General features: G+C 73.3%; 19 protein-coding genes and 1 other RNA gene. 6 read left to right on the top strand and 14 right to left on the bottom strand.

Features of this window, described 5'->3' with window-relative positions; genetic code table 11:
- Positions 1 to 111: 111 nt before the first annotated feature.
- The gene (gene yaaA / locus ACFXDJ_RS32795) at positions 112 to 912 is read right to left on the bottom strand and encodes a peroxide stress protein YaaA (RefSeq protein WP_384663615.1); all 801 of its coding nucleotides are present in this window, start codon (positions 910 to 912) and stop codon (positions 112 to 114) included.
- Between the two features lie 100 nt (positions 913 to 1,012).
- Here yaaA and ACFXDJ_RS32790 point away from each other — a divergent pair, with 100 nt between their 5' ends.
- Entirely contained in the window at positions 1,013 to 2,455 is a 1,443-nt protein-coding gene (locus ACFXDJ_RS32790) for an RNB domain-containing ribonuclease (RefSeq protein WP_384663613.1), read from the top strand.
- Between the two features lie 132 nt (positions 2,456 to 2,587).
- Here the strand turns inward: ACFXDJ_RS32790 and ACFXDJ_RS32785 are convergent, their stop codons facing one another.
- Entirely contained in the window at positions 2,588 to 3,106 is a 519-nt protein-coding gene (locus ACFXDJ_RS32785; RefSeq protein ID WP_384663611.1) for a hypothetical protein, read from the bottom strand.
- Positions 3,107 to 3,154: 48 nt separating this feature from the next.
- Positions 3,155 to 3,292 (bottom strand): hypothetical protein, encoded by a 138-nt coding sequence (locus tag ACFXDJ_RS32780; protein WP_384663609.1) that lies wholly within the window; start codon positions 3,290 to 3,292, stop codon positions 3,155 to 3,157.
- 185 nt (positions 3,293 to 3,477) lie between these two features.
- On the opposite strand from ACFXDJ_RS32780, the gene ACFXDJ_RS32775 reads away from it, so the two are divergent.
- Entirely contained in the window at positions 3,478 to 4,413 is a 936-nt protein-coding gene (locus ACFXDJ_RS32775) for a helix-turn-helix domain-containing protein (protein WP_384663607.1), read from the top strand.
- A gap of 222 nt (positions 4,414 to 4,635) precedes the next feature.
- Here ACFXDJ_RS32775 and ACFXDJ_RS32770 read toward each other — a convergent pair whose 3' ends face one another.
- On the bottom strand, positions 4,636 to 5,304 hold the full coding sequence (locus tag ACFXDJ_RS32770) for a hypothetical protein (RefSeq protein WP_384851114.1): 669 nt from the start codon (positions 5,302 to 5,304) through the stop codon (positions 4,636 to 4,638).
- Complete coding sequence (locus ACFXDJ_RS32765; RefSeq protein WP_384851112.1) at positions 5,301 to 6,059, bottom strand: MerR family transcriptional regulator; 759 nt, start codon at positions 6,057 to 6,059, stop codon at positions 5,301 to 5,303. Before ACFXDJ_RS32765 ends, ACFXDJ_RS32770 begins: the two co-directional genes overlap by 4 nt.
- Before the next feature lie 78 nt (positions 6,060 to 6,137).
- On the opposite strand from ACFXDJ_RS32765, the gene rnpB reads away from it, so the two are divergent.
- Positions 6,138 to 6,548, top strand: an RNA gene (gene rnpB, locus ACFXDJ_RS32760) — RNase P RNA component class A.
- Positions 6,549 to 6,617: 69 nt separating this feature from the next.
- Here the strand turns inward: rnpB and ACFXDJ_RS32755 are convergent.
- From ACFXDJ_RS32755 to ACFXDJ_RS32735, 5 genes are all read right to left on the bottom strand, one after another.
- Positions 6,618 to 6,995 carry a hypothetical protein gene (locus ACFXDJ_RS32755; protein WP_384664033.1) on the bottom strand — a complete coding sequence of 126 codons (378 nt, stop codon included), beginning with the start codon at positions 6,993 to 6,995 and terminating at the stop codon, positions 6,618 to 6,620.
- 210 nt (positions 6,996 to 7,205) lie between these two features.
- Entirely contained in the window at positions 7,206 to 8,525 is a 1,320-nt protein-coding gene (locus ACFXDJ_RS32750; protein ID WP_384657452.1) for a bifunctional RNase H/acid phosphatase, read from the bottom strand.
- A complete protein-coding gene (locus ACFXDJ_RS32745) occupies positions 8,525 to 9,268 on the bottom strand; it encodes a zinc ribbon domain-containing protein (RefSeq protein WP_384657457.1) in 744 nt (247 codons plus the stop codon). The genes ACFXDJ_RS32750 and ACFXDJ_RS32745 overlap by 1 nt, the downstream gene beginning before the upstream one ends.
- Positions 9,265 to 10,122: a Nif3-like dinuclear metal center hexameric protein gene (locus ACFXDJ_RS32740; protein WP_384657450.1), complete on the bottom strand. Its 858-nt coding sequence runs from the start codon at positions 10,120 to 10,122 to the stop codon at positions 9,265 to 9,267. The genes ACFXDJ_RS32745 and ACFXDJ_RS32740 overlap by 4 nt, the downstream gene beginning before the upstream one ends.
- A gap of 85 nt (positions 10,123 to 10,207) precedes the next feature.
- Entirely contained in the window at positions 10,208 to 11,266 is a 1,059-nt protein-coding gene (locus tag ACFXDJ_RS32735; protein ID WP_384851110.1) for an ABC transporter substrate-binding protein, read from the bottom strand.
- A 216-nt stretch (positions 11,267 to 11,482) separates the two neighbouring features.
- Between ACFXDJ_RS32735 and ACFXDJ_RS32730 the strand changes: the two genes are divergently transcribed.
- Positions 11,483 to 12,634, top strand: a complete 1,152-nt coding sequence (locus ACFXDJ_RS32730) for a hypothetical protein (RefSeq protein WP_384657445.1) — start codon at positions 11,483 to 11,485, stop codon at positions 12,632 to 12,634.
- Between the two features lie 84 nt (positions 12,635 to 12,718).
- On the opposite strand, the gene ACFXDJ_RS32725 is transcribed toward ACFXDJ_RS32730, so the two are convergent.
- Complete coding sequence (locus tag ACFXDJ_RS32725) at positions 12,719 to 13,891, bottom strand: ROK family protein (RefSeq protein ID WP_384657443.1); 1,173 nt, start codon at positions 13,889 to 13,891, stop codon at positions 12,719 to 12,721.
- 195 nt (positions 13,892 to 14,086) lie between these two features.
- Here ACFXDJ_RS32725 and ACFXDJ_RS32720 point away from each other — a divergent pair, with 195 nt between their 5' ends.
- Positions 14,087 to 15,562, top strand: coding sequence for an APC family permease (locus ACFXDJ_RS32720; protein WP_384657440.1), 1,476 nt, complete (start codon positions 14,087 to 14,089; stop codon positions 15,560 to 15,562).
- Positions 15,563 to 15,648: 86 nt separating this feature from the next.
- Here the strand turns inward: ACFXDJ_RS32720 and ACFXDJ_RS32715 are convergent, their stop codons facing one another.
- The 3 genes from ACFXDJ_RS32715 to ACFXDJ_RS32705 are packed head-to-tail and all read right to left on the bottom strand — an operon-like array spanning position 15,649 to position 18,608.
- Positions 15,649 to 16,593: a 3-oxoacyl-ACP reductase gene (locus tag ACFXDJ_RS32715; protein ID WP_384657437.1), complete on the bottom strand. Its 945-nt coding sequence runs from the start codon at positions 16,591 to 16,593 to the stop codon at positions 15,649 to 15,651.
- A 53-nt stretch (positions 16,594 to 16,646) separates the two neighbouring features.
- Positions 16,647 to 17,723, bottom strand: coding sequence for a Zn-dependent alcohol dehydrogenase (locus ACFXDJ_RS32710; protein WP_330296177.1), 1,077 nt, complete (start codon positions 17,721 to 17,723; stop codon positions 16,647 to 16,649).
- Between the two features lie 30 nt (positions 17,724 to 17,753).
- Positions 17,754 to 18,608, bottom strand: coding sequence for a MaoC/PaaZ C-terminal domain-containing protein (locus tag ACFXDJ_RS32705; RefSeq protein WP_384657435.1), 855 nt, complete (start codon positions 18,606 to 18,608; stop codon positions 17,754 to 17,756).
- A 248-nt stretch (positions 18,609 to 18,856) separates the two neighbouring features.
- On the opposite strand from ACFXDJ_RS32705, the gene ACFXDJ_RS32700 reads away from it, so the two are divergent.
- Positions 18,857 to 19,216 (top strand): DNA-binding response regulator, encoded by a 360-nt coding sequence (locus ACFXDJ_RS32700; RefSeq protein ID WP_384657454.1) that lies wholly within the window; start codon positions 18,857 to 18,859, stop codon positions 19,214 to 19,216.
- The last annotated feature ends 111 nt before the right edge of the window (positions 19,217 to 19,327 follow it).

The following is a 19,327-nucleotide window of genomic DNA, read 5'->3' as shown; positions in this document are numbered from 1 at the left end:
TCCTCGCCCTTCTCCTCGTCGTCTTGGGGGGGGGGGGGGGGCGCGCCCCGCCCCCCCCCCCCCCCCCGGAACGGTGGAAGGGCGGGTAGGGGACAGCCCCCGCAGGGCACCTCAGTGGATCTGGGTCACGACCACGTCGAGCGCCCACGCCTTGCCTGCCTTCGCCGGAGCCTCGGCCTCCACCGTGAAGCCCAGGTCCCGCAGGGCCGTCACCAGTTCCGCCGGGGACGCGGGGCCCGCGCCCGCCAGGAGCAGTTCGCGGATCAGGCGGCCCTTCGTGGCCTTGTTGAAGTGGCTCACCACCGACCGCTTCTCCACACCGTCCACCAGCTGCGAGTGCAGCACCCGGACCGTCGCCGTCCGGCCCGCGACCTCGCCCTTCGGCTTCCACGCGGAGGCGTAAGCGGCCGACCGGAGGTCCAGGACCAGGCCCTCACCGGCCGCCTCCGGCAGCACCGAGGCCATCGGCTCGCGCCAGAACGCGCCCAGCGCCCCCAGCCCCGGCAGCTTCACCCCCATCGAGCACCGGTAGGAGGGGATGCGGTCCGTGACCCGGACCGCTCCCCACAGGCCCGAGAAGACCAGCAGGGACCGCGCGGCCACGGCCCCGGCGGCCGGGGTCAGCGTCGACAGGCCCAGCGCGTCGTACAGGACTCCGGTGTAGATCTCCCCCGCCGGCCTCGCCACCGCCGAGAGCAGTTCCGCGTTCTTCGCGACCTCGCCCCGCAGGCCCTCGCTCAGGCCCAGGACCTCCCGCGCCTTCAGCTCGTCGCCCGCGCACAGCTCGACGAGTTCCTCCAGCACCGCCGCCCGCGCGGCGGCCAGCCCCGGCAGCGACAGCGACTCCGGCTTCAGCGGTGCGCCGGAGCCGCCGGCGGCCTTTCCTTCGGACGGCGGCAGCAGCACGAGCACGGTGGTTCTCCTTCGACGGGCACAGCGACGGGGGTGCGGCCCCAGCCCAGGGTAAACGGCTCGCCGTGCCGCTCCGGCCCACCAGCCATAGGCTCGGTGCATGCCACGCCGTCACATGATCATGACCGGCGCAGACGGGGTTGCCCTGCGGGCCGCGCTGCGTGAACTGCGGACGAAGCTGGAGGTACCCGACGAGTTCCCGGCGCCCGTGCTCGCCGAGGCCGAACAGGCGGTGCGCGCACCGCGCCTGCCCGCCTTCGACGCCACCGACATCCCCCTCTTCACCATCGACCCGCCGGCCTCGCGCGACCTGGACCAGGCGATGCACCTGGCCCGGCGCCCCTCCGGCGGCTACCGCGTGCACTACGCCATCGCCGACGTCGCCGCCTACGTCACCCCCGGCGGCGCCCTCGACGCCGAGGCCCACCGCCGGGTCACCACCCTCTACTTCCCCGACGAGAGGGTCCCCCTGCACCCGGCCGTGCTCTCGGAGGGCGCGGCCAGCCTGCTGCCCGACCAGACCTGCCCGGCCCTGCTGTGGCGGCTCGACCTCGACGCCGAGGGGCGGGTGGAGACCACCGACGTCCGCCGCGCGCTCGTGCGCAGCCGGGCCAAGCTGGACTACGACGGGGTCCAGAAGGCCATCGACACCGGCACCGCCGAGGAGGCCCTGGCCCTGCTCAAGGACATCGGGACCCTGCGCGAAGCCCTGGAGACGGAGCGCGGCGGGATCTCGCTGAACGTGCCCGAGCAGGAGATCGTCGAGCACGAGGGCTCGTACAGCCTGGCCTACCGGGCTCCGCTCCCGGCCGACGGCTGGAACGCGCAGATCTCCCTCATGACCGGCATGGCCGCGGCCGAGCTGATGCTCGCCGCCGGGACGGGCATCCTGCGCACCCTGCCGAGCGCCCCCGACGGGGCGGTCGGGCGGCTGCGCCGGGCCGCCGCGGCGCTGCGCATCGAGTGGCCGCACCACGTCCCGTACGCGGAGCTCGTGCGCTCCCTCGACCCGCACCGCCCGGCCCACGCGGCGTTCCTCCAGGAGTGCACCGCCCTGCTGCGCGGCGCCGGGTACACGGTCTTCACCGGCGGCGAGACCCCGGACCCCCTCCTGCACGCGGCGGTCGCGGCCCCGTACGCCCACTGCACCGCCCCGCTGCGCCGCCTCGTCGACCGGTACACGGGCGAGCTGTGCGTGGCGGCGGCCGCGGGGGCCGAACCCCCGCAGTGGGCCGTGTCCGCGCTGGCGGACCTGCCGAAGGAGATGGCGGACGGCACCCGGCTGGCGAACTCCGCCGAACGGGAGTCCGTGGACCTGGTGGAGGCGGCGCTCCTCAAAGATCACGTCGGGGAGGTCTTCGACGCGACGGTCATCGACGTCAAGGAGCGGGAGCCGCTGGTCGGCACGGTCCACCTGGAGGAACCGGCGGTGGTCGGCCGGGTCGAGGCCACGTCCGGGACGCTGCCGCTGGGCGACCGGATCAGGGTCCGGCTGACGGAGGCGGACCCGGGGACGTCGAAGGTCCTGTTCGCCCCCGCCTGAGCCCCGCCGCGAGCCCCGGCCCGGGCCCACGGAGGCGCGGCCGGGTCCCCGTCGGTGCGGGGGCCCGGCCGCGTGCGCGTGCCCGTGACGCCGTTCGGGATCAGCAGTCCGCGGAGGCCGCGGGGGCGCTCATCAGGCGCTGGCGGCGTTGGTGCAGGCCGCGACGGAGCCGCAGTAGGTGATGTCGAAGTGGTTGCTCTCGCGGGCGTAGACGTTGCCCGCCGAGGAGCGCCAGCGCTCCGCGCCGTCGCTGCGGGTGGAGATCTTCGTGAAGCTGGAGTGGATGTAGTTCGTTATGCACGTGCTCGGGTCGATGTCCGCCTTGTAGCCGTTGTAGTGGCTGTAGGTGCCGGACGCGTGGCCGACCTCGGTGCCACCGGTGACGTTGATCGCGCAGCCGCTGGCGCTCTTGAGGGTCTTCAGCCCGTCCACCGTGGCCTGGTTGATCTGGTCGTACGAGGTGCAGGTGCTGTTCGAGCGGGTCGTGCAGTTGCCGCTGGAGGAGTGCGTGACCCCGACGCCGCCGAGCTGCGAGGCCGCGGCGGACTGGGACAGCTTGGTGGCGGCGAAGGCGTTGCCGGGCAGAGCGAGCACGGCCGCCGCGGCGACGGCTCCGGCGGTGAGGGTGGCACGGCGCAGGTCGAGGCGCATGGTGGTGTCCTTCTTCGTCGTGATGGAGCGGATGGGTGTGGGTGGGGTCTAGTACCAGTGCGGGGAGCGGGCCTTCCAGGCCGTGTACGCCGCGCACGGAGTCTTGTACCGGTCGTGGATGTACGTCAGCCCCCACTTGATCTGGGTGGCCGGATTGTCGGCCCAGTCCCCGCCGCTCGTGGCCATCTTGTTGGCCGGCAGGGATCGCCGCCGCCCGGTACCCCCCGGAAGGTGTTCGGGGTGAGAGCAAGTGGTCCTGAACGCTTGGTGTCACGGGCCGGATTGCTCTGGCCAGCGCGCCCCGGCGGCTGTCATCATCGGCCGACCGCGCGGTACGACCGACCACGCAACAGCAGGGGGAGAGCCCGGACATGGGGGCCACCGGCGTCTTCGACATCCACGGGAGTGCCGTTCCCGCCTCGGGCGCTCCCGCCTCGGGCACTCCCGCCCCGGGCGGCCGCTCGGCACGCCGCCGCCGACCGGCCGCCGCATTGCGGGGGGCCATCGTCAACTACACGGGGTTCCAGACGGAGTTCGCCACCCGGCGCCGCCGGCTGGAACTGCCCACGGGGCACGTGACGCTGGTCTTCACCTTCTCCGACGGCCTGTGGGTGACGCGTACGGAGGAACCCGGCGTCAGCCGGCTCCGGCCCGCCTCCCGCGCCATGATCAGCGGCCCGCGCACCGTCCCGGCGATCGGGGTGCACGCGGGCCGCGTGAGCGGGCTGGAGGTGAACATGAGCCCGCTGGGCGCCTATCGGCTGTTCGGCGTCCCGATGTGCCACTTCGAGGAGGCGCACGTGGACCTGGAGGAGGTACTGGGCCCGCCGGGCCGGTGCCTGACCGAACGGCTCCAGGCCCTCGGCTCCTGGGCGGACCGGTTCTCCCTGCTCGACGAGGTCTTCTCCGCCCGCCTTGAGCACGGCCCGGCATGCGCGCCGGAGGTGCGCGGGGCGCTCTCCCGGTTGTGGGCGGGCAGCGGCTCACTGACCCTGGTCAGCGCCGAGACCGGCTGGAGCGCCCGTACCCTGCGGGCACGGTTCCGCGAGCAGGTCGGCCTCTCCCCCAAGGCCGTGTCCCGGGTGTTCCGGCTGCAGCACGCGCTACGGCTGCTGGCGGCGGGCACGGCGGCCGCGCACGTGGCGGCGGTGTGCGGCTACCACGACCAGGCGCACCTGAGCCGCGAGGTGAAGGCCATGACGGGGCTGCCCCCGTCACAGTTCGTACGGCTCCGCGGCGGGCTCGCGCCGGGCTCGGCCCTGGACCGGATGCCCGGCCGGGTGACGAGCGTGATGCTGTCGGGGTGAGCGGTGCGGAGTGCCGTTTTCGACATGCCTTCGGCAAGCCGCGGAGTGCCGTTTTCGACAAGACAGGGGCGCCACCGAAGCCGTCTACCGACCGATGGCCACCCGCCCCGAAGGCTGGGGCGTCGAGCAGATCGCCGCGCACCTCGGAGTCGCGGAGACGGACGTACGGGAGTCCCCCGACGAGCTCGCGCGGGTCTCGCTGAACAGCGCTGCGGCAGCCCGTCACGGGGGTGCGGGCTGCCGCGGTGCGCCGGGCTCGGCTCCGGTCATCGCCGCCACCAGCGCGCGGGGGTCGTCGGCGTGGAACCGTATGACGCGGGCCCGCGCGCGGGCCCCGAGCGGGCGGTGGAAGGTGAGCGGCCGGGCCAGTTCCACGGTGACGGTGGTCTGGCTGCCGACGACGAGGTCGAGCACCCCGTCCTCGGAGAGGCTGACGAGCCGGCCTTCGGGGTAGCGGCGCTCGACCCGGACCGAGGCCACCGCGTCCGGCGGGACGGTCAGGTCGAAGAGGGCCCCGTAGCGGATGCGCAGGGTCCCATCGGGGTGGACCACGTGCGGGCGGGTGACGCAGGCGGCGTGCATCGCGAGCACCAGCAGCACCCCGTACACGTCGAGCACGAGCACCAGCCGGTGGACGGCGGGCCAGGGGATCAGGACGGCGAGTCCGACCGTCTCGATCAGCGACACGAAGAGCAGCCCGTACATCATCGCCGTCTGCGGTCCGGTGTACGGGGCCGCGTGGTCCACGGCCCCGACCCCGTGCGGCGGCCTGCGCAGCGCCCACCGCCCGAGCGAGGCTCCGGCGCGCAGCTCGTGCAGCAGGAGACGGCGCACGGGCAGGGGCACGACGCCCCGCAGCGCCTCGCGGCGGGCCGCGCGCACCGGGCTCATGTCCGGCCCCTGACCGCGCCCGTGAACGCTTCCATCACCCGGCGGACGACCTCCGCCTGCGCCGGTGCGTACTCGGCGAGCAGGGCTTCCACGAAGCCCGGCACGTCCGTCCGACCGCCGTCGGCCGGGATCGCCGCGAACACCTGGGTGAACACCTCGGCGGGCACCGCGGCCACCAGCTCCGCGGCGAGCGGGCCGATCCGCGGATCGTCGGCGGCCGCGTCGGCGAGCTCGTCGAGCCGCTCGTACAGCCGGAGCACGGCCGGATCGGCGGCGACCGGGCCGAGGGCCGCGTAGAGCTCCTCCCCCACGGCCCCCGAGGCGTCCAGGAGGCTCAGGTGCTCGCGGTCGAGCGCGGCGGACGGCGAGGTGGTCGCGGGCGCCTTGGCGAGCAGCGCGGCGAGCTCGGGCGAGACGGGCTCGGCCTCCCCCGGCGGGGCGGCCAGGAGCACGGCGAGCCGCTGCCTGCGCTCGGCCAGTTCGGCCTGCTGGCGGGCGAGGTCCGCGTCGAGCTCCTCCAGTACGTCGGCCAGCTCGCGCCCCGCGTCGTCCGCGAGCACGGCGCGCACCTCGTCGAGGCTCAACCCGAGCTCGGTGAGCCGGCGGACGCGGGCCAGCCGGACGGCGTCGCGCACTCCGTAGGCGCGATATCCGTTGGGCCGTCGCTCCGGCTCCGGGAGCAGGCCGACGTGGTGGTAGTGCCGGATCGCCCGGGGGGTGACCCCGACGAGCGCGGCGATCTCTCCGATCCGCATGGGGGTAAGTAGAAACCCTGCCGCTGCGTCAAGGTCAAGCCGCAACTTCGCAGCCGGTAACATGGTCGGCACGACAGACGAGTCGGCTGGACGGCCGCGTCGGGATCCCCGGATCCCGCCGAGGAACGTCCGGGCTCCACAGGGCAGGGTGGTGGCTAACGGCCACCCGGGGTGACCCGCGGGACAGTGCCACAGAAAACAGACCGCCTGGGGCTTCGGCCCCCGGTAAGGGTGAAACGGTGGTGTAAGAGACCACCAGCGCCTGAGGTGACTCAGGCGGCTAGGTAAACCCCACCTGGAGCAAGGTCAAGAAGGTCCGGCCGTTTTCGGACGGCGGGACCTGCGCGAACGCTTGAGGGCTGCCCGCCCGATGTTCGCGGGTAGACCGCACGAGGCCGGCGGCAACGCCGGTCCTAGATGGATGGCCGTCTCCCCGGCGACCGCGAGGTCTCCGGGAGACAGAACCCGGCGTACAGGCCGGCTCGTCTGTCGGCGAACAGCCCCCGCTCACCCGTTCGTTCGGGGCGGGGGCTTCGTCGTACCCGGCCGGACCGGCGGTCAGGCCTCCCAGTGGGCCCCGAAGCGGGGCCGGTAGGGCTCGACGACCGTCTCGGGGTCGTGGAGCGCGGCCCGGCGGGCGGCCCGGAGCCGGGCGCGGGCGCGGCGCTCGGCCCGGTTGGCGGCCTCGGACAGGGATCCCCCGAAGGCACAGCAGTACCGCCAGCTGTCGAAGGCTCGCCGGGCCTCCCGCGGCTGCGGGCGCCGACCCTCCTTCTCCGCGCGGCGGATCTCGGCCGCGGAGTACCGAAGGTCGCGCAGGTCCACTCGGCGCCAGGGACCGGCGTACGGACGCCGGCCGAGGGTGTCGCGCTCCTCGTGCCGCTGTGCGGCGAACGGGGTGCGGGGTGCGGGAACGTGGTGGGCGGTGCGGGACAAGGAGAGCCTCCAGCCGCGCCCCAGGGCCTTCCTGGGGTGCTACCGGAAGCCGGCCGGGTACGGCAGCACGTGCGACTCCCTCCTCGGGTCCTCGGGCCTCACGCTGACGCCGCCCGTTGTACCAACCGGCGGCGCCTCGCCGCTCGGGGATTACGACGAGGCCCCCGCCCGGTCGGGGCGGGGGCCTCGTCGTGCGGCCGGGCGCGGGGCTCAGCGCAGGTGTGACGTGTCGTTCAGGAGGCGGACCGAGGCGTTGCCGTCGGCGTAGTAGGCCACCGCCGAGAGGGAGGCCGCGGAGAGTTCCATGCGGAACAGGGCTTCCGGCGGGGCGCCGAGGGCGAGGCGGACCAGGATCTTGACCGGGGTCACGTGCGTGACCAGGAGTACGGTGCGGCCCGCGTGCGCGGCCAGCAGCCGGTCCCGGGTCGCCGAGATGCGACGGGTGGCGGTCGCGAAGCTCTCGCCGCCGCCGGTCGGGGCGGACCTCGGGGAGTCCAGCCACGCCTGGAGGTCTTCGGGGAAGCGCTCCTGGGCCTCCGCGAAGGTGAGCCCCTCCCACGCGCCGAAGTCGACCTCGCGCAGCCCCTCCTCGACGGTGACCTCCAGGCCGAGGCGGTCCGCCACGGCCTGCGCGGTCTCCCGGCAGCGGCGCAGCGGGGAGCTGATCACCGTCTGGATGGTGCCCCGCGCGGCCAGCGACTCGGCGACCGCCGCGGCCTGCCGGCGGCCCGCCGCGGAGAGCTCCGGGTCGCTGCCGCCGCTTCCGGAGAACCGCTTCTGCGGAGTCAGCGCCGTCTCGCCGTGGCGGAGGAGCACGAAGGTCGCAGGGGCGCCCATGTCGGGACCCCAGCCCGGCGTGGCGGACGGGGCCTGGACCGGCCCCGCCGCCGGGGCGGGAACGTGTTCCGCCGCGGTGGCGCCGAGCTCCGCGAACAGGGTGTCCGCCCCTGCCTCCGCGGGCGCCGGGGCAGGGGGCGACGTACGGGACGAAGAAGCGAGGGCGGCGCGGACCGCCGCAGCGCCCTTCGCCGCGTCTCCCGGAGGGCCCGCCAGGGCGCGCGCCGCCGAGGCGTCCAGGGCCGCCGAGGAGGCGGATGAGTCGACGGGCTGCCACTGCTTGCCGCGCTTGCCCGCGTCCATCGCTTCGTTGGCGAGCCGGTCCGCGTGCTTGTTCCGCTCGCGCGGGATCCATTCGTACGTCACCTGCGCTCGCGGCAGGATCTTCGCCGCCTCCGCCGCGAGGGGCTTCATGTCGGGGTGCTTGATCTTCCAGCGGCCCGACATCTGCTCGACGACGAGCTTGGAGTCCATGCGTACGAGGACCACCGCGGCCGGGTCGAGCTCGCGGGCGGCCTTCAGACCGGCGATGAGGCCCTTGTACTCGGCCACGTTGTTCGTCGCGACGCCGATGTACTCCGCGCGCTCGGCCAGCGTCTCGCCCGTGGCCGGGTCGAGGACGACGGAGCCGTAACCGGCGGGCCCCGGGTTGCCCCGGGAGCCGCCGTCGGCTTCCACAACGAACTTCGGCATCAGATGCCCGAGTCGGCCATGCGGACCAGGATGCGGCCGCAGCTCTCGTGACGGACGACCTGGTCGCGGGCGGCGGCCTTGATCTCGTTGACCTCGGCGAGGTCGAGCTCCAGGCGGCAGCCCTCGCAGCGGCGCTGCGACAGGCGGGCGGCGCCCACGCCGCCCTGCTTCACGCGGATCTTCTCGTACAGGGCGATCAGCGCGGCCGGCATCGTGGAGACGATGACCTCGCGGTCCTTGTCGATGCCGGCGACCTCGGCGTCGATCTCGCCGGTGGCGGCGTCGCGGCGCGCGGTGGCGTCGGCCAGCTTGGCCTCCAGGGAGGTGACCCGCTCGGTGAGCTCGGTGACCCGCCCCTGCGCGCCCTCCACCCGCTCCATGACCTCCAGGACCACGTCCTCCAGGTCACCCTGGCGCTTGGCGAGGGAGACGACCTCGCTCTGCAGGTTGGCCAGGTCCCGGGCCGAGATGCCCGTGCCGGAGTCGAGGCGCGCCTGGTCGCGGGCGGCGCGCTGACGCACCTGGTCCACGTCCTGCTCGGCCTTGGTCTGCTCGCGGGCGGCGTCGCTGGCCTGCGTCTGGGCGGCGACGAGGAGGTCGCGCGTCTGCGTGAGGTCCTTGGTCAACGAGTCGGTCTCGGCGTGCTCGGGGAGCGACTTGCGCTTGTGGGTGAGCTGAGACAGCCGGACGTCCAGGGCCTGGACGTCGAGAAGTCGGATCTGGTCGGCGGGCTCGGCGTTCAGTTGGGGGCTCCAGAGATAGAAGGGGGTGTCACGGACGGCGCGTGCGCCGTCCACGGGTCGGTGACCGTGCGCGAGACGTGGGTACGCAGACCCCAGCCGTGGCGCTCGGAAATGGCGTCGAGCTGGGTGGCGGCCTGCTCGCACCAGGGCCACTCGGTGGCCCAGTGGGCGGCGTCGACGAGGGCGAGCTGGCTCTGCTCGCGGGCCTCGGACACCGGGTGGTGGCGCAGGTCGGCGGTGAGGTACGCGTCGACGCCGGCGGCGCGGACCTGCGCGAAGAGGCTGTCGCCGGAGCCGCCGCTGACGGCGACGGTACGGATCGTCGCGTCCGGGTCCCCGGCCACGCGGATGCCCTGCGCGGTCTGCGGGAGGCGGGCGGCGGCGCGGGCGGCGAACTCGCGCAGGGTCTCGGGGCGGTCCAGCTCGCAGATCCGGCCCAGGCCCCGGCGGCCCGTGGGGTCGCTCGGGTCGGGGACCAGCGGGCCGGTGATGCGCAGGTCGAGGGCGCCGGCGAGGGCGTCGGAGACGCCGGGGTCGGCGGTGTCGGCGTTGGTGTGGGCCACGTGCAGCGCGATGTCGTTCTTGATCAGCGTGTGCACGACGCGGCCCTTGAAGGTGCCTGCCTCGACTGTGGTGGTGCCGCGCAGGTAGAGGGGGTGGTGGGTGACGACCAGGTCGGCGCCCAGTTTCACGGCTTCGTCGACGATCTCCTGGACGGGATCGACGGCGAACAGGACCCGGGTGACCTCGGCGTCGGGGTCGCCGCAGACGGTGCCGACGGAGTCCCACTCCTCGGCCCGCGAGGGGGGCCACAGAGCGTCCAGCGCGGCGATGACTTCAGAGAGACGGGGCACAGGCCAAGGCTACCGTCCGTACCGACCGGCCCAGCGCTCCGAGCCCGCCGGATCGGGGGCGGAGCCCGGCCCGTACCCCGGTCGCCTACTTCACCAGGAACGTGCGCAGGTCGTCGAGGACCTTGTCGGCGGCGGTCACGCCCAGGCCGAGGTACCAGGTCTCGTCCGGGACGTCCTTGGCCTGGCCCTTCTTCACGGCCTCCAGGCCCTTCCACAGCGGGTTGTCCTCGGCGGAGTCGCGCTTGGTCTTGTCCTTGGGCCCGTAGACCCCGGTGAAGATCCAGTCGGCCGCGGCCTCGTCCATGCGCTCCGGGCTGACCTCGACGGCGAGGTCCTCGACCTGCTGGTTCTGCGGGCGCGGGATGCCGGAGTCCTTCAGGACCGTGCCGATGAAGGAGGCTCCCGCGTACAGGCGGGTCTTGCCCGGCATGTAGCGCAGCATCGTGACGGTCGGCTTCTTCTCGCCGAGGTCCTCGCCGAGCTTCTTCGCCTTGGCCTCGTAGGCGCCGAGCTTGGCCTTGGCCTCGGCGCTCTTGTCGAGGGCGGCGGCGTTGAGGAGGTAGTTCTCCTTCCACGGGAAGCCGGGGCGGATGGAGAACACGGTCGGGGCGATCTTCGACAGCGCGTCGTACTTGTCCGCGGAGCGCAGCTGGCTGCCGAGGATCAGGTCGGGCTTGAGGGCGTTGATCGCTTCGAGGTTGAGGTTGTTGATGGTGCCGACGGACTTGGGCTCGCCGGCGTCCTTCTTCAGGTAGCCGGGGATGCCCTCGTCGCCCTCGGTGGGCGCGTAGCCGACGGGCTGCATGCCGAGGGAGACGACGTTGTCGAGCTCGCCGACGTCGAGGACGACGACCCGCTTGGGCGCGGCCTTGAGCTCGGTGGAGCCCATCGCGTGGGTGACGGTGCGCGGGAACTGGCCGGCCGCCGCCGTGGTCCCGAAGGCCGCCGTCCTCTTCGCCGCGTCGGCGAAGTCCTTGCCGCCCTGGGCCGCGGCCTTCTTCTCCGTCCCGCCTCCGCCCGGGGCGTCCTTGCCGGCCTTGTCGTCCTGGCCGCCTCCGCAGGCGGTGAGGGCGAGTGCGGCGGCTGCGGCCAGGGCGACGGCGGCGACGGAGTCACCTCGGGGCGTGCGGCGTCGGAGGGACATGGGAGCTCTCCTGAGGGTGGGGAGGGGACAAAGACCGAAAAACGAGTTAGGTATGCCTAACCACACCGTCACCCTAAACGCCCCGGTATCGCACAGCACAATCGCCACCTCCCCCACAGCCGAATCACCACCCGGCCACCCGTATGTGTGAAGCGGGGGTTGTCGCGTTGTCCGGCGGGAAGCGCGATCACTACGTTCCTCGCGGAGGTGACACAGATGCCCGTCTGTGCTGTCGAGAAGAGGACCGCGGCCCCGTTCACCATCGCCGCGGACGGGTCCTACGCCGCCCGGCTGGCCGGGGACGGCGAGGCCCGGTACCCGGAGCGGTGGACGCTGACCGGGCCCGAGCCGTACGCGGTGCCGCTGCCGCTCGCGCAGCCCGAGGACGCGGACAGCGAGGTGCTGCCGCTGGCCGACGGGCGGGTGCTGATCCACCGGCGGGTGGCGGAGCGGCACGCCTTCGCGCTGCTGTACCCCACGGGCGGCGGCTTCGGCGATGACGCGGGGGCCGGGCCCCGGACCGGGGAGCTCCAGCTCGGCGCCATCTCACCGGAGGGGGCGGAGGGAGGCCCGGAGGGCGTACGGGTCTGCCTGCTGCCGCCGTCCCCGGACGGACGCGGGGCCTTCGCCCTGGCCATCGGCGCCACCGCGACCACGGTGTGGCAGGTGGCCGGGACCGCCTTCGGCCCGGAGCGGGTGGCCCGGATCCCGGGCCGCTGCTCGGGCGGGGTCTGGCTGGACCGGACGGGCCGGCTGCTGGCGCTGGACCGCGAACTGGACGGCCCGGAGGGACCCGTCACCAAAGCGGTGGCGGTCGATCTGGAGCGGGGCGGCGAAGTGTCCCCGCTGCTCCAGATCGCCGAGGGCAGCGACGACCGGCTGCTGATGGCCGATCCCGACAGCGGACTGCTGCTGATCCGCTCGGACGCTCCGGGTGAACTCCGGCTCGGGTGGGGGGTCTTGGGCAGCGCCCGGCCGGTGCGGTTCCCGGAGTGCCTGCGGGCCGTGGGGGCCACGGCGACCCCGTTCGCGGTGCAGCCGGGGCAGGCGCTGATGCCGGAGAGCTGCGGGGTCGCGCTGCGGGTCGACGAAGCGGGCGACGGCTACGGCGGGAGCGTGGCCGGGCTGGCCCTGTGGCGCCCCGCCGACCGGCACGTCTTCCGGCTCGGAGCCCCCGCCGGGTGGCTCGGCGGTACGGGGCTCTGGAGCGCGGAGGGCCGGCTGCACCTCCCCTACGCGACCCCCGAAGTGCCGTGCGGATTCCTCGGGATGAGCCTCCCGGTGGCCCCGCCGCCGCCGATCCGGCTGGAACCCCTCCCGGCGGCCGCCGCCCGGCCGGTTCCGCTGCAGCAGGCTCCGCTGGGGTGACGGCGGGGGCGCGCAGCCCCGTACGGGAGCGCCTTGTAAGCGGGCGCGCGCGCAGCCCCGTACGCGGGGGAGGGTGGGTGCCGGCTACTGGGTCCGGGTGTCGAAGGCGCGGTCGCGGGCCGCGTCCAGGGCCGTGGCCACCGCCCCCAGCAGGACCGCGTCCTCGCCCAGGCCGCTCGGCACCACCTTGGGCCGCAGCGGGGTGAGGGTGCGCAGGGTCCGCTGGACGGTGTCGAGCAGCAGGTCGGCGCTGTGGCCGACGCCGCCGCCGAGGACCACGAGGTCCGGGTCGAGGACGGCGGAGACCACGGCGATGGTGTGGGCGAGCCGCTCCCCCTCGACGCGCACGGCCCCGGCGGCGGCCGCGTCGCCGGTGCGGGCGGCGTCGAAGACGGCCTTGGCGGTGAGCCGGCCGGTCATCCCGGCTTCGCGGGCGGCCTGGACCACGGCGTCGGCCGAGACGGCGTCCTCCAGGGTGTCGGGTTCGCGCCGGCCGGGCCAGGGCAGGAAGCCGATCTCGCCGGCGCCGCCGTGGGCGCCGGTGAAGAGCCGTCCCTCGCTGACGACTCCCATCCCGAGGCCGGTGCCGATCATGATGTAGACGAAGAGCCGGCTGCCCGCGCCGACCCCGTAGGTGTACTCGCCCAGGGCCGCGAGGTTGGCGTCGTTCTCCACGGCCACGGGCATCCCGAGGCCCTCGCGGATCCGGTCGAAGAGCCCGGGGCGGCCCCAGCCGGGCAGGTGCTGGGCGTAGCGGACGCGGCCGGCGGCCTCGTCGTAGACGCCGGGGGTGCCGACGACGGCCTGGGTGACCTTGGCCGGGTCGACCCCGGAGTCGGTGACGAGCCCGCGGGCGGCGGCGACCGCGAGGTCGGCCATGGTGTTGGCGGTGCGGGCCTGGTTGCGGACGTCGGAGCGGGCCACGAACTCACCGTCCAGGCCGGCCAGCGCCACCCGGAGCCAGCCGCGGCCGATGTCGATGCCGAGCGCGTAGCCGGCGGTCGGGTCGGGGGCGTAGAGCACGGCGGCGCGGCCGCGTTCGGGTGCGTGGGTGCCGGCTTCGCGGACCATGCCGGACTGTTCGAGGGCGGCGAGGGCGCTGGAGACAGTGGGCTTGGACAGGCCGGTGTCACGGGCGAGCTGGGCGCGCGAGGCGGGGCCTCCGGAGCGCAGCCGGTCCAGCAGCAGGCGTTCGTTGGCGTTGCGCTGCCGCTGGGGGTTCCAGGGCTGGTCCGCGCCCTCGTCACTGCTGGTCACGGGGCCATTGTCCCGTACGGGGAGGGGGGCTCGTGGAGCAATCCCGAGTCGAGCGGGGGCAAGAGTGGGGGCAAGGGTGGGGGCAAACCCTTGACGCATTAAGTAAAGGTTCCTAACTTGAACCAGCCGAAGCCAAGCCTCCTCCAGGCCGCCTCCCCCCTAGCCACTCCTCCCCCTGCCTCCCAGGAGATCCCCATGTCCGGAGCGCCACCGCCGAACGGCGGCGGATTCGTCCGCCGCGTCGGCCTGTTCCAGGCCACCGCCATCAACATGAGCCAGATGTGCGGCATCGGGCCGTTCGTCACGATCCCGCTGATGGTGGCGGCCTTCGGCGGCCCGCAGGCCGTCATCGGCTTCCTCGCGGGCGCGGTCCTCGCCCTGGCCGACGGGCTGATCTGGGCGGAGCTGGGCGCCTCGATGCCCGGGTCCGGCGGGAGTTACGTCTACCTGCGCCAGGCCTTCCAGTACCGCACTGGCCGGCTCGTACCGTTCCTCTTCGTCTGGACGGCGATCCTCTTCATCCCGCTGATCATGTCCACGGGGGTGGTCGGCTTCGTCCAGTACCTCGGCTACCTGGTGCCCGGCATGGGACAGGGCGCCGGGGACGCGGTCGGACTCGGGGTCATCGCGCTGGTCGTCCTGCTCCTCTGGCGGGGCATCGAGCACATCGCGAAGATCACCGCCGTGATGTGGGTGGTCATGATCGCCGCCGTGGTCCTGGTCATCGCGGCCGCCGCCACCCACTTCCACCCCGGCCTGGCCTTCACCTACCCCGAAGGCGCCTTCGACCTCACCGGCTCCGCCTTCTGGGCCGGCTTCGCGGCGGGCCTGACCATCGGCATCTACGACTACCTCGGCTACAACACCACCGCCTACATGGGCGCCGAGATCAAGGACCCGGGCCGGGTCGTCCCGCGCTCCGTCCTCTACTCCATCGTCGGCATCATGGCCATCTACCTGCTGCTCCAGGTCGGCTCCCTCGGCGTCCTGGACTGGCACCGGATGCTGGACCCGCACGACATCGCCTCGACGTCCGTGGCCTCCGCCGTACTGGAGGAGACCTGGGGCAAGGGGGCCGCGCAGGTGGTGACCGTACTCATCCTGATCACGGCCTTCGCCTCCGTCTTCACCGGGCTGCTGGGCGGCTCCCGGGTGCCCTTCGACGCGGCGCGCGACCGGGTCTTCTTCCGGCCGTACGCGAAACTGCACGCCAGGCACCGCTTCCCGGTGCTGGGGCTGGCCACCATGGGCGCGGTCACCGCGATCGGCTTCCTCATCGGCCGCCACACCGACCTGGTGACCCTGATCCAGCTGCTGACCACGGTCATGGTGCTGGTGCAGGCCCTCGCACAGATCCTGGCCCTGACCGTGCTCAGGAAGCGCCGGCCGACCATGAAGCGGCCGTACCGGATGTGGCTGTACCCGCTGCCGAGCCTGGTCGCACTGGCCGGCTGGCTGGTCATCTACGGGTACGCCGACACCAACTCCCCCGGCCGCCACCCGATCGAATGGTCCCTGGCCTGGCTGGCCCTGGGCTGCGCGGCGTTCGCGGTGTGGGCCCGCGTGGAAAAGGTCTGGCCGTTCGGCCCGCGCGAGATCCAGGAGGAGTACGAGGACGGCGCCGACACCGACCCCGACCCCGAGATCCAGGACTCCCCCGCGGCTGTGTGACCCGTACGCCCCGCACGGGACACGGAAAGGGCGGCGGGCCCGGGGTGTTCACCCCAAGGCCCGCCGCCCTTCCGCGCGTGCGCCGCTCAGCCCTCGTGCTTGAGGCCCAGGACTTCCGCCGCAGCGAAGGTTTCGTTCGGCGGGCGGGACTCGTAGTGCGGGGTGAGGAGGCCGTCGAGCTCCTCGTAGGAGAAGGACTCCTTGGTGGTGTCGAACTTGGCCGCCACCTTGGGGCGTTCCATCACGACCACGATGCCGCCGTGGACCACGAACAGCTGCCCGTTGGCCTTGGCCGAGGCCGGTGAGGCCAGGTACCCGACGAGCGGGGAGACGTGCTCGGGGGCGAGGGCGTCGAGCTTGCCCTCCTCCGGGACCTGGAAGCCCGCGAAGACGTCCTCGGTCATACGGGTACGGGCGCGCGGGCAGATGGCGTTGGCCGTGACCCCGTACTTGGCGAGGGCCAGGGCCGTCGAGGTGGTCAGGCCCACGATGCCGCCCTTGGCGGCCGCGTAGTTGGGCTGGCCGGCCGAGCCGCCGAGGAAGGCCTCGGAGGAGGTGTTGATGATCCGGCCGTAGACGGGGCCGCCCGCCGCCTTGGAGCGCTCGCGCCAGTGCACGGAGGCGAAGTGGGTGGTGTTGAAGTGGCCCTTGAGGTGGACCCGGATGACCGAGTCCCACTCCGCCTCCGACATCGAGAAGACCATACGGTCGCGCAGGATGCCCGCGTTGTTGACCAGGATGTCGAGCTTGCCGAAGCTGTTCACCGCCAGCTCGACCAGCTCGCGCGCCTGCTCGAAGTCGGCCACGTCGCCGAGGTGCGCCACCGCCTGCCCGCCCGCCGCGCGGATCTCCGCGGCGACCTCCTCCGCCGGGGCGGCCGAGGCCTCCCCGGAGCCGTCGCGGCCGGGCTGGCCGAAGTCGTTGACGACCACGCTCGCGCCCAGCCGGGCGAGTTCGATCGCCTCCGACCGGCCGAGGCCGCGACCGGCCCCGGTGACGATGGCGGAGAGTCCCTCAAGTGGCAGTGACATCCGTACGGTTCCTCTCGGGTGAGCGATGAGCGGTGAGCTCAGGTCGGCTCGGGTCAGAGTTCGATGCAGGTGCGCAGGGCCACGCCGGTACGCATCTGGTCGAGCGCGTCGTTGATCTCCGCGAGCTGCACGCGGTGCGTGATCAGGCCCGCCAGGTCCACCCGCCCGGCCCGCCACAGCGCGATGGTGCGCTCGTAGGAGCGGAGCACGTCGCCGCCGCCGTACATGGACGGCAGGATCTTCTTCTCGTCGAAGAAGAGGGAGAACATGTTGATCGAGTAGTTGTCGTCGAGCGCGCCCGCGCCGACCACGACCACGGAGCCGCCGCGGCGGGTCATGTCGTACGCGGTCTTCGTGGTCGCGGACTTGCCGACGACCTCGAAGACGTAGTCGAAGCCCTCGCCCGCGGTGATCCGGTTCTTGGCGTCGGCGAACTCCTCCGGCGAGACCGCCTCGGTGGCGCCGAAGCGCAGCGCCGCCTCGCGCCGGGAGGCGACCGGGTCCACGGCGATGATCTGCGCCGCGCCCTGGACCTTGGCGCCCTGGATGACGGAGATGCCGACTCCGCCGCAGCCGATGACGGCGACCGAGGAACCGGCCTCCACCTTGGCGGTGTTGATGGCCGCGCCGAGGCCCGTGGTGACCCCGCAGCCGATCAGGGCGGCGATGTCGAAGGGCACGTCCTCGGGGATGGGGACCGCGCAGCCCGCCGGGACCACCATCTCCTCGGCGAAGGTGCCCGTGCCGGCGAAGCCGAAGATGCTGCTGTCGCCGCGCTTGAAGTTGGGGGTGGCCACGTTGCCGAAGGCCTCCAGGCACAGGTGGCCCTGGCCGCGCTTGCAGGAGGGACAGTGGCCGCACGGCGGCAGCCAGCAGACCAGCACCCGGTCGCCGATCTTGTGGCTGGTGACCCCGTCGCCCACGTCCGTGATCACGCCGGAGCCCTCGTGGCCCGGGATGAAGGGGGCGGGCTGCGGCAGCACGCCGCTCATCGCGGAGAGGTCGGAGTGGCACAGGCCGGTGGCCTTGATGCGGATCTTGACCTTGCCGGGGCCGAAGCCCACGGCCTCCATGTCGTCGACGACTTCGAGCTTGTCCTGGCCTATCTCGCTCTGCAGTGCTGCGCGCACGGTGCGGCTCCTTCTGTGGGGCTGGCGGTTTTACGCGTGTTCGACGACGGTGTCGGCGAGGACCGGGGCGTCGTCCCGGTCGGCGGCGCTCACCGAGACGAGGACGCGGCCGGGCTCCTGCCACATCCGGATGCGCAGGGTCTCGCCGGGGAAGACGATCCCGGCGAAGCGGGTGCGGTAGGCGCGGACGCGGGACACGTCCCCGCCCAGCACGGTGTCGACCACGGCCTTGAGGGTCATCCCGTACGAGCACAGGCCGTGCAGGATCGGCTGGTCGAAGCCGGCCATCTTGGCGAACTCCGGGTCCGCGTGCAGCGGGTTCCAGTCGCCGGAGAGGCGGTAGAGCAGCGCCTGCTCCTCGCGGATCTTGCGCTCCTCGGTCCGGTCGGGCGCCCGCTCGGGCACCTCGGTCCTGACGGAGGGCCCGCGGTCGCCGCCGAAGCCGCCTTCACCGCGTACGAAGATCTGCGCGTCCGAGGTCCACAGCGGACCGTCGGCGTCCGCGACCTCGGTGCGCAGCACGATCACGGCCGCCTTGCCCTTGTCGTAGAGGGCGGCGACCTTGGCGGAGGAGGTGGCCCGCCCCTTGACGGGGATGGGCCGGTGCAGCTCGATGGACTGGCCGCCGTGGAGCACGTTGGCGAGGTTGACCTCGATGCCGGGGGCCGCGAGGCCGCCCATCATCGCCATGCCGGCACCGGCGACGGTCGCGAAGCTGGGGAGTACGTGGAGCTTGGACTCCAGGGTGTAGCGCAGCTCGTCGGGGTCGGTGGCGGGAATGCCCGCCCCCAGTCCGAGGTGGTAGAGCTGGATGTCCTTGTGGTCCCAAGCGATCTCCCCCTGACGGGGATCTGCGGCGAGGGCCTTGGCGGCATCGATCGGCATGAGGATGCTGCTCCTTGTTTCTCGTTCCACCGAGTGGAAGACCTCGGCGCGGCCGTCCGCACCGTCGGCCGCACCGAGGTCGTATGCGGGACCGGCTCCTAGAACGCGTTCTAGGTATCCGGTGAAGGAATGTATAACGCACGCCCCAGCAGTTGGGAAGACTCCTGACTTGACGTCAGTTTCACTTCGGCCAAGGCGTGTTGCACGAGGATCGGGCAGTCCGCCCCTACCCTTGCCGGGTGGATGAAATGCCCGTTTCCCAGCGCCCCGCCCGATCCCTGCGGGTGCTTCTGGCACCGCCGAACCCGGCGCTGGCGGTGCTGCTCGGACTCCAGCCGGACATCGAGGTGGTGGCGTCGGCGCTCGCGCGGCCGGCGGTGGCGCTGACCGAGTCCGTGGACTCCGTCCCCGGGCTCCTGGCGGACGATCCGGAGTGCCGGGTCCTGGTCCTGACGGGTTCGGCGCATCCGGGGTTGGCGGAGGCGGTCCTCGCCGTCGGCGGCGCGGGCCTGGTCCTGCGGGACGGCCCGGTGGAGGACCTGGCGGACGCTGTCCGCCGGGCCTCGCGGGGTGAGACGGTCATCGACCCCGCCCTGACGGGCCCGTAGCGGACGTAGCCGCTGCGCGGGGCCTGCCCCCTCCCCACCCTTCCACCGTTCCCTGGGCTCCGCCCAGACCCGCGCCTCAAACGCCGGCGAGGCTGGAATTGCCCTCCGGGC

It is taken from the genome of Streptomyces sp. NPDC059443, assembly GCF_042750105.1.
Classification (GTDB): domain Bacteria; phylum Actinomycetota; class Actinomycetes; order Streptomycetales; family Streptomycetaceae; genus Streptomyces.
The sequence above is the reverse complement of the archived record's forward strand: the minus strand, read 5'-3'. Positions and strand labels throughout refer to the sequence as shown.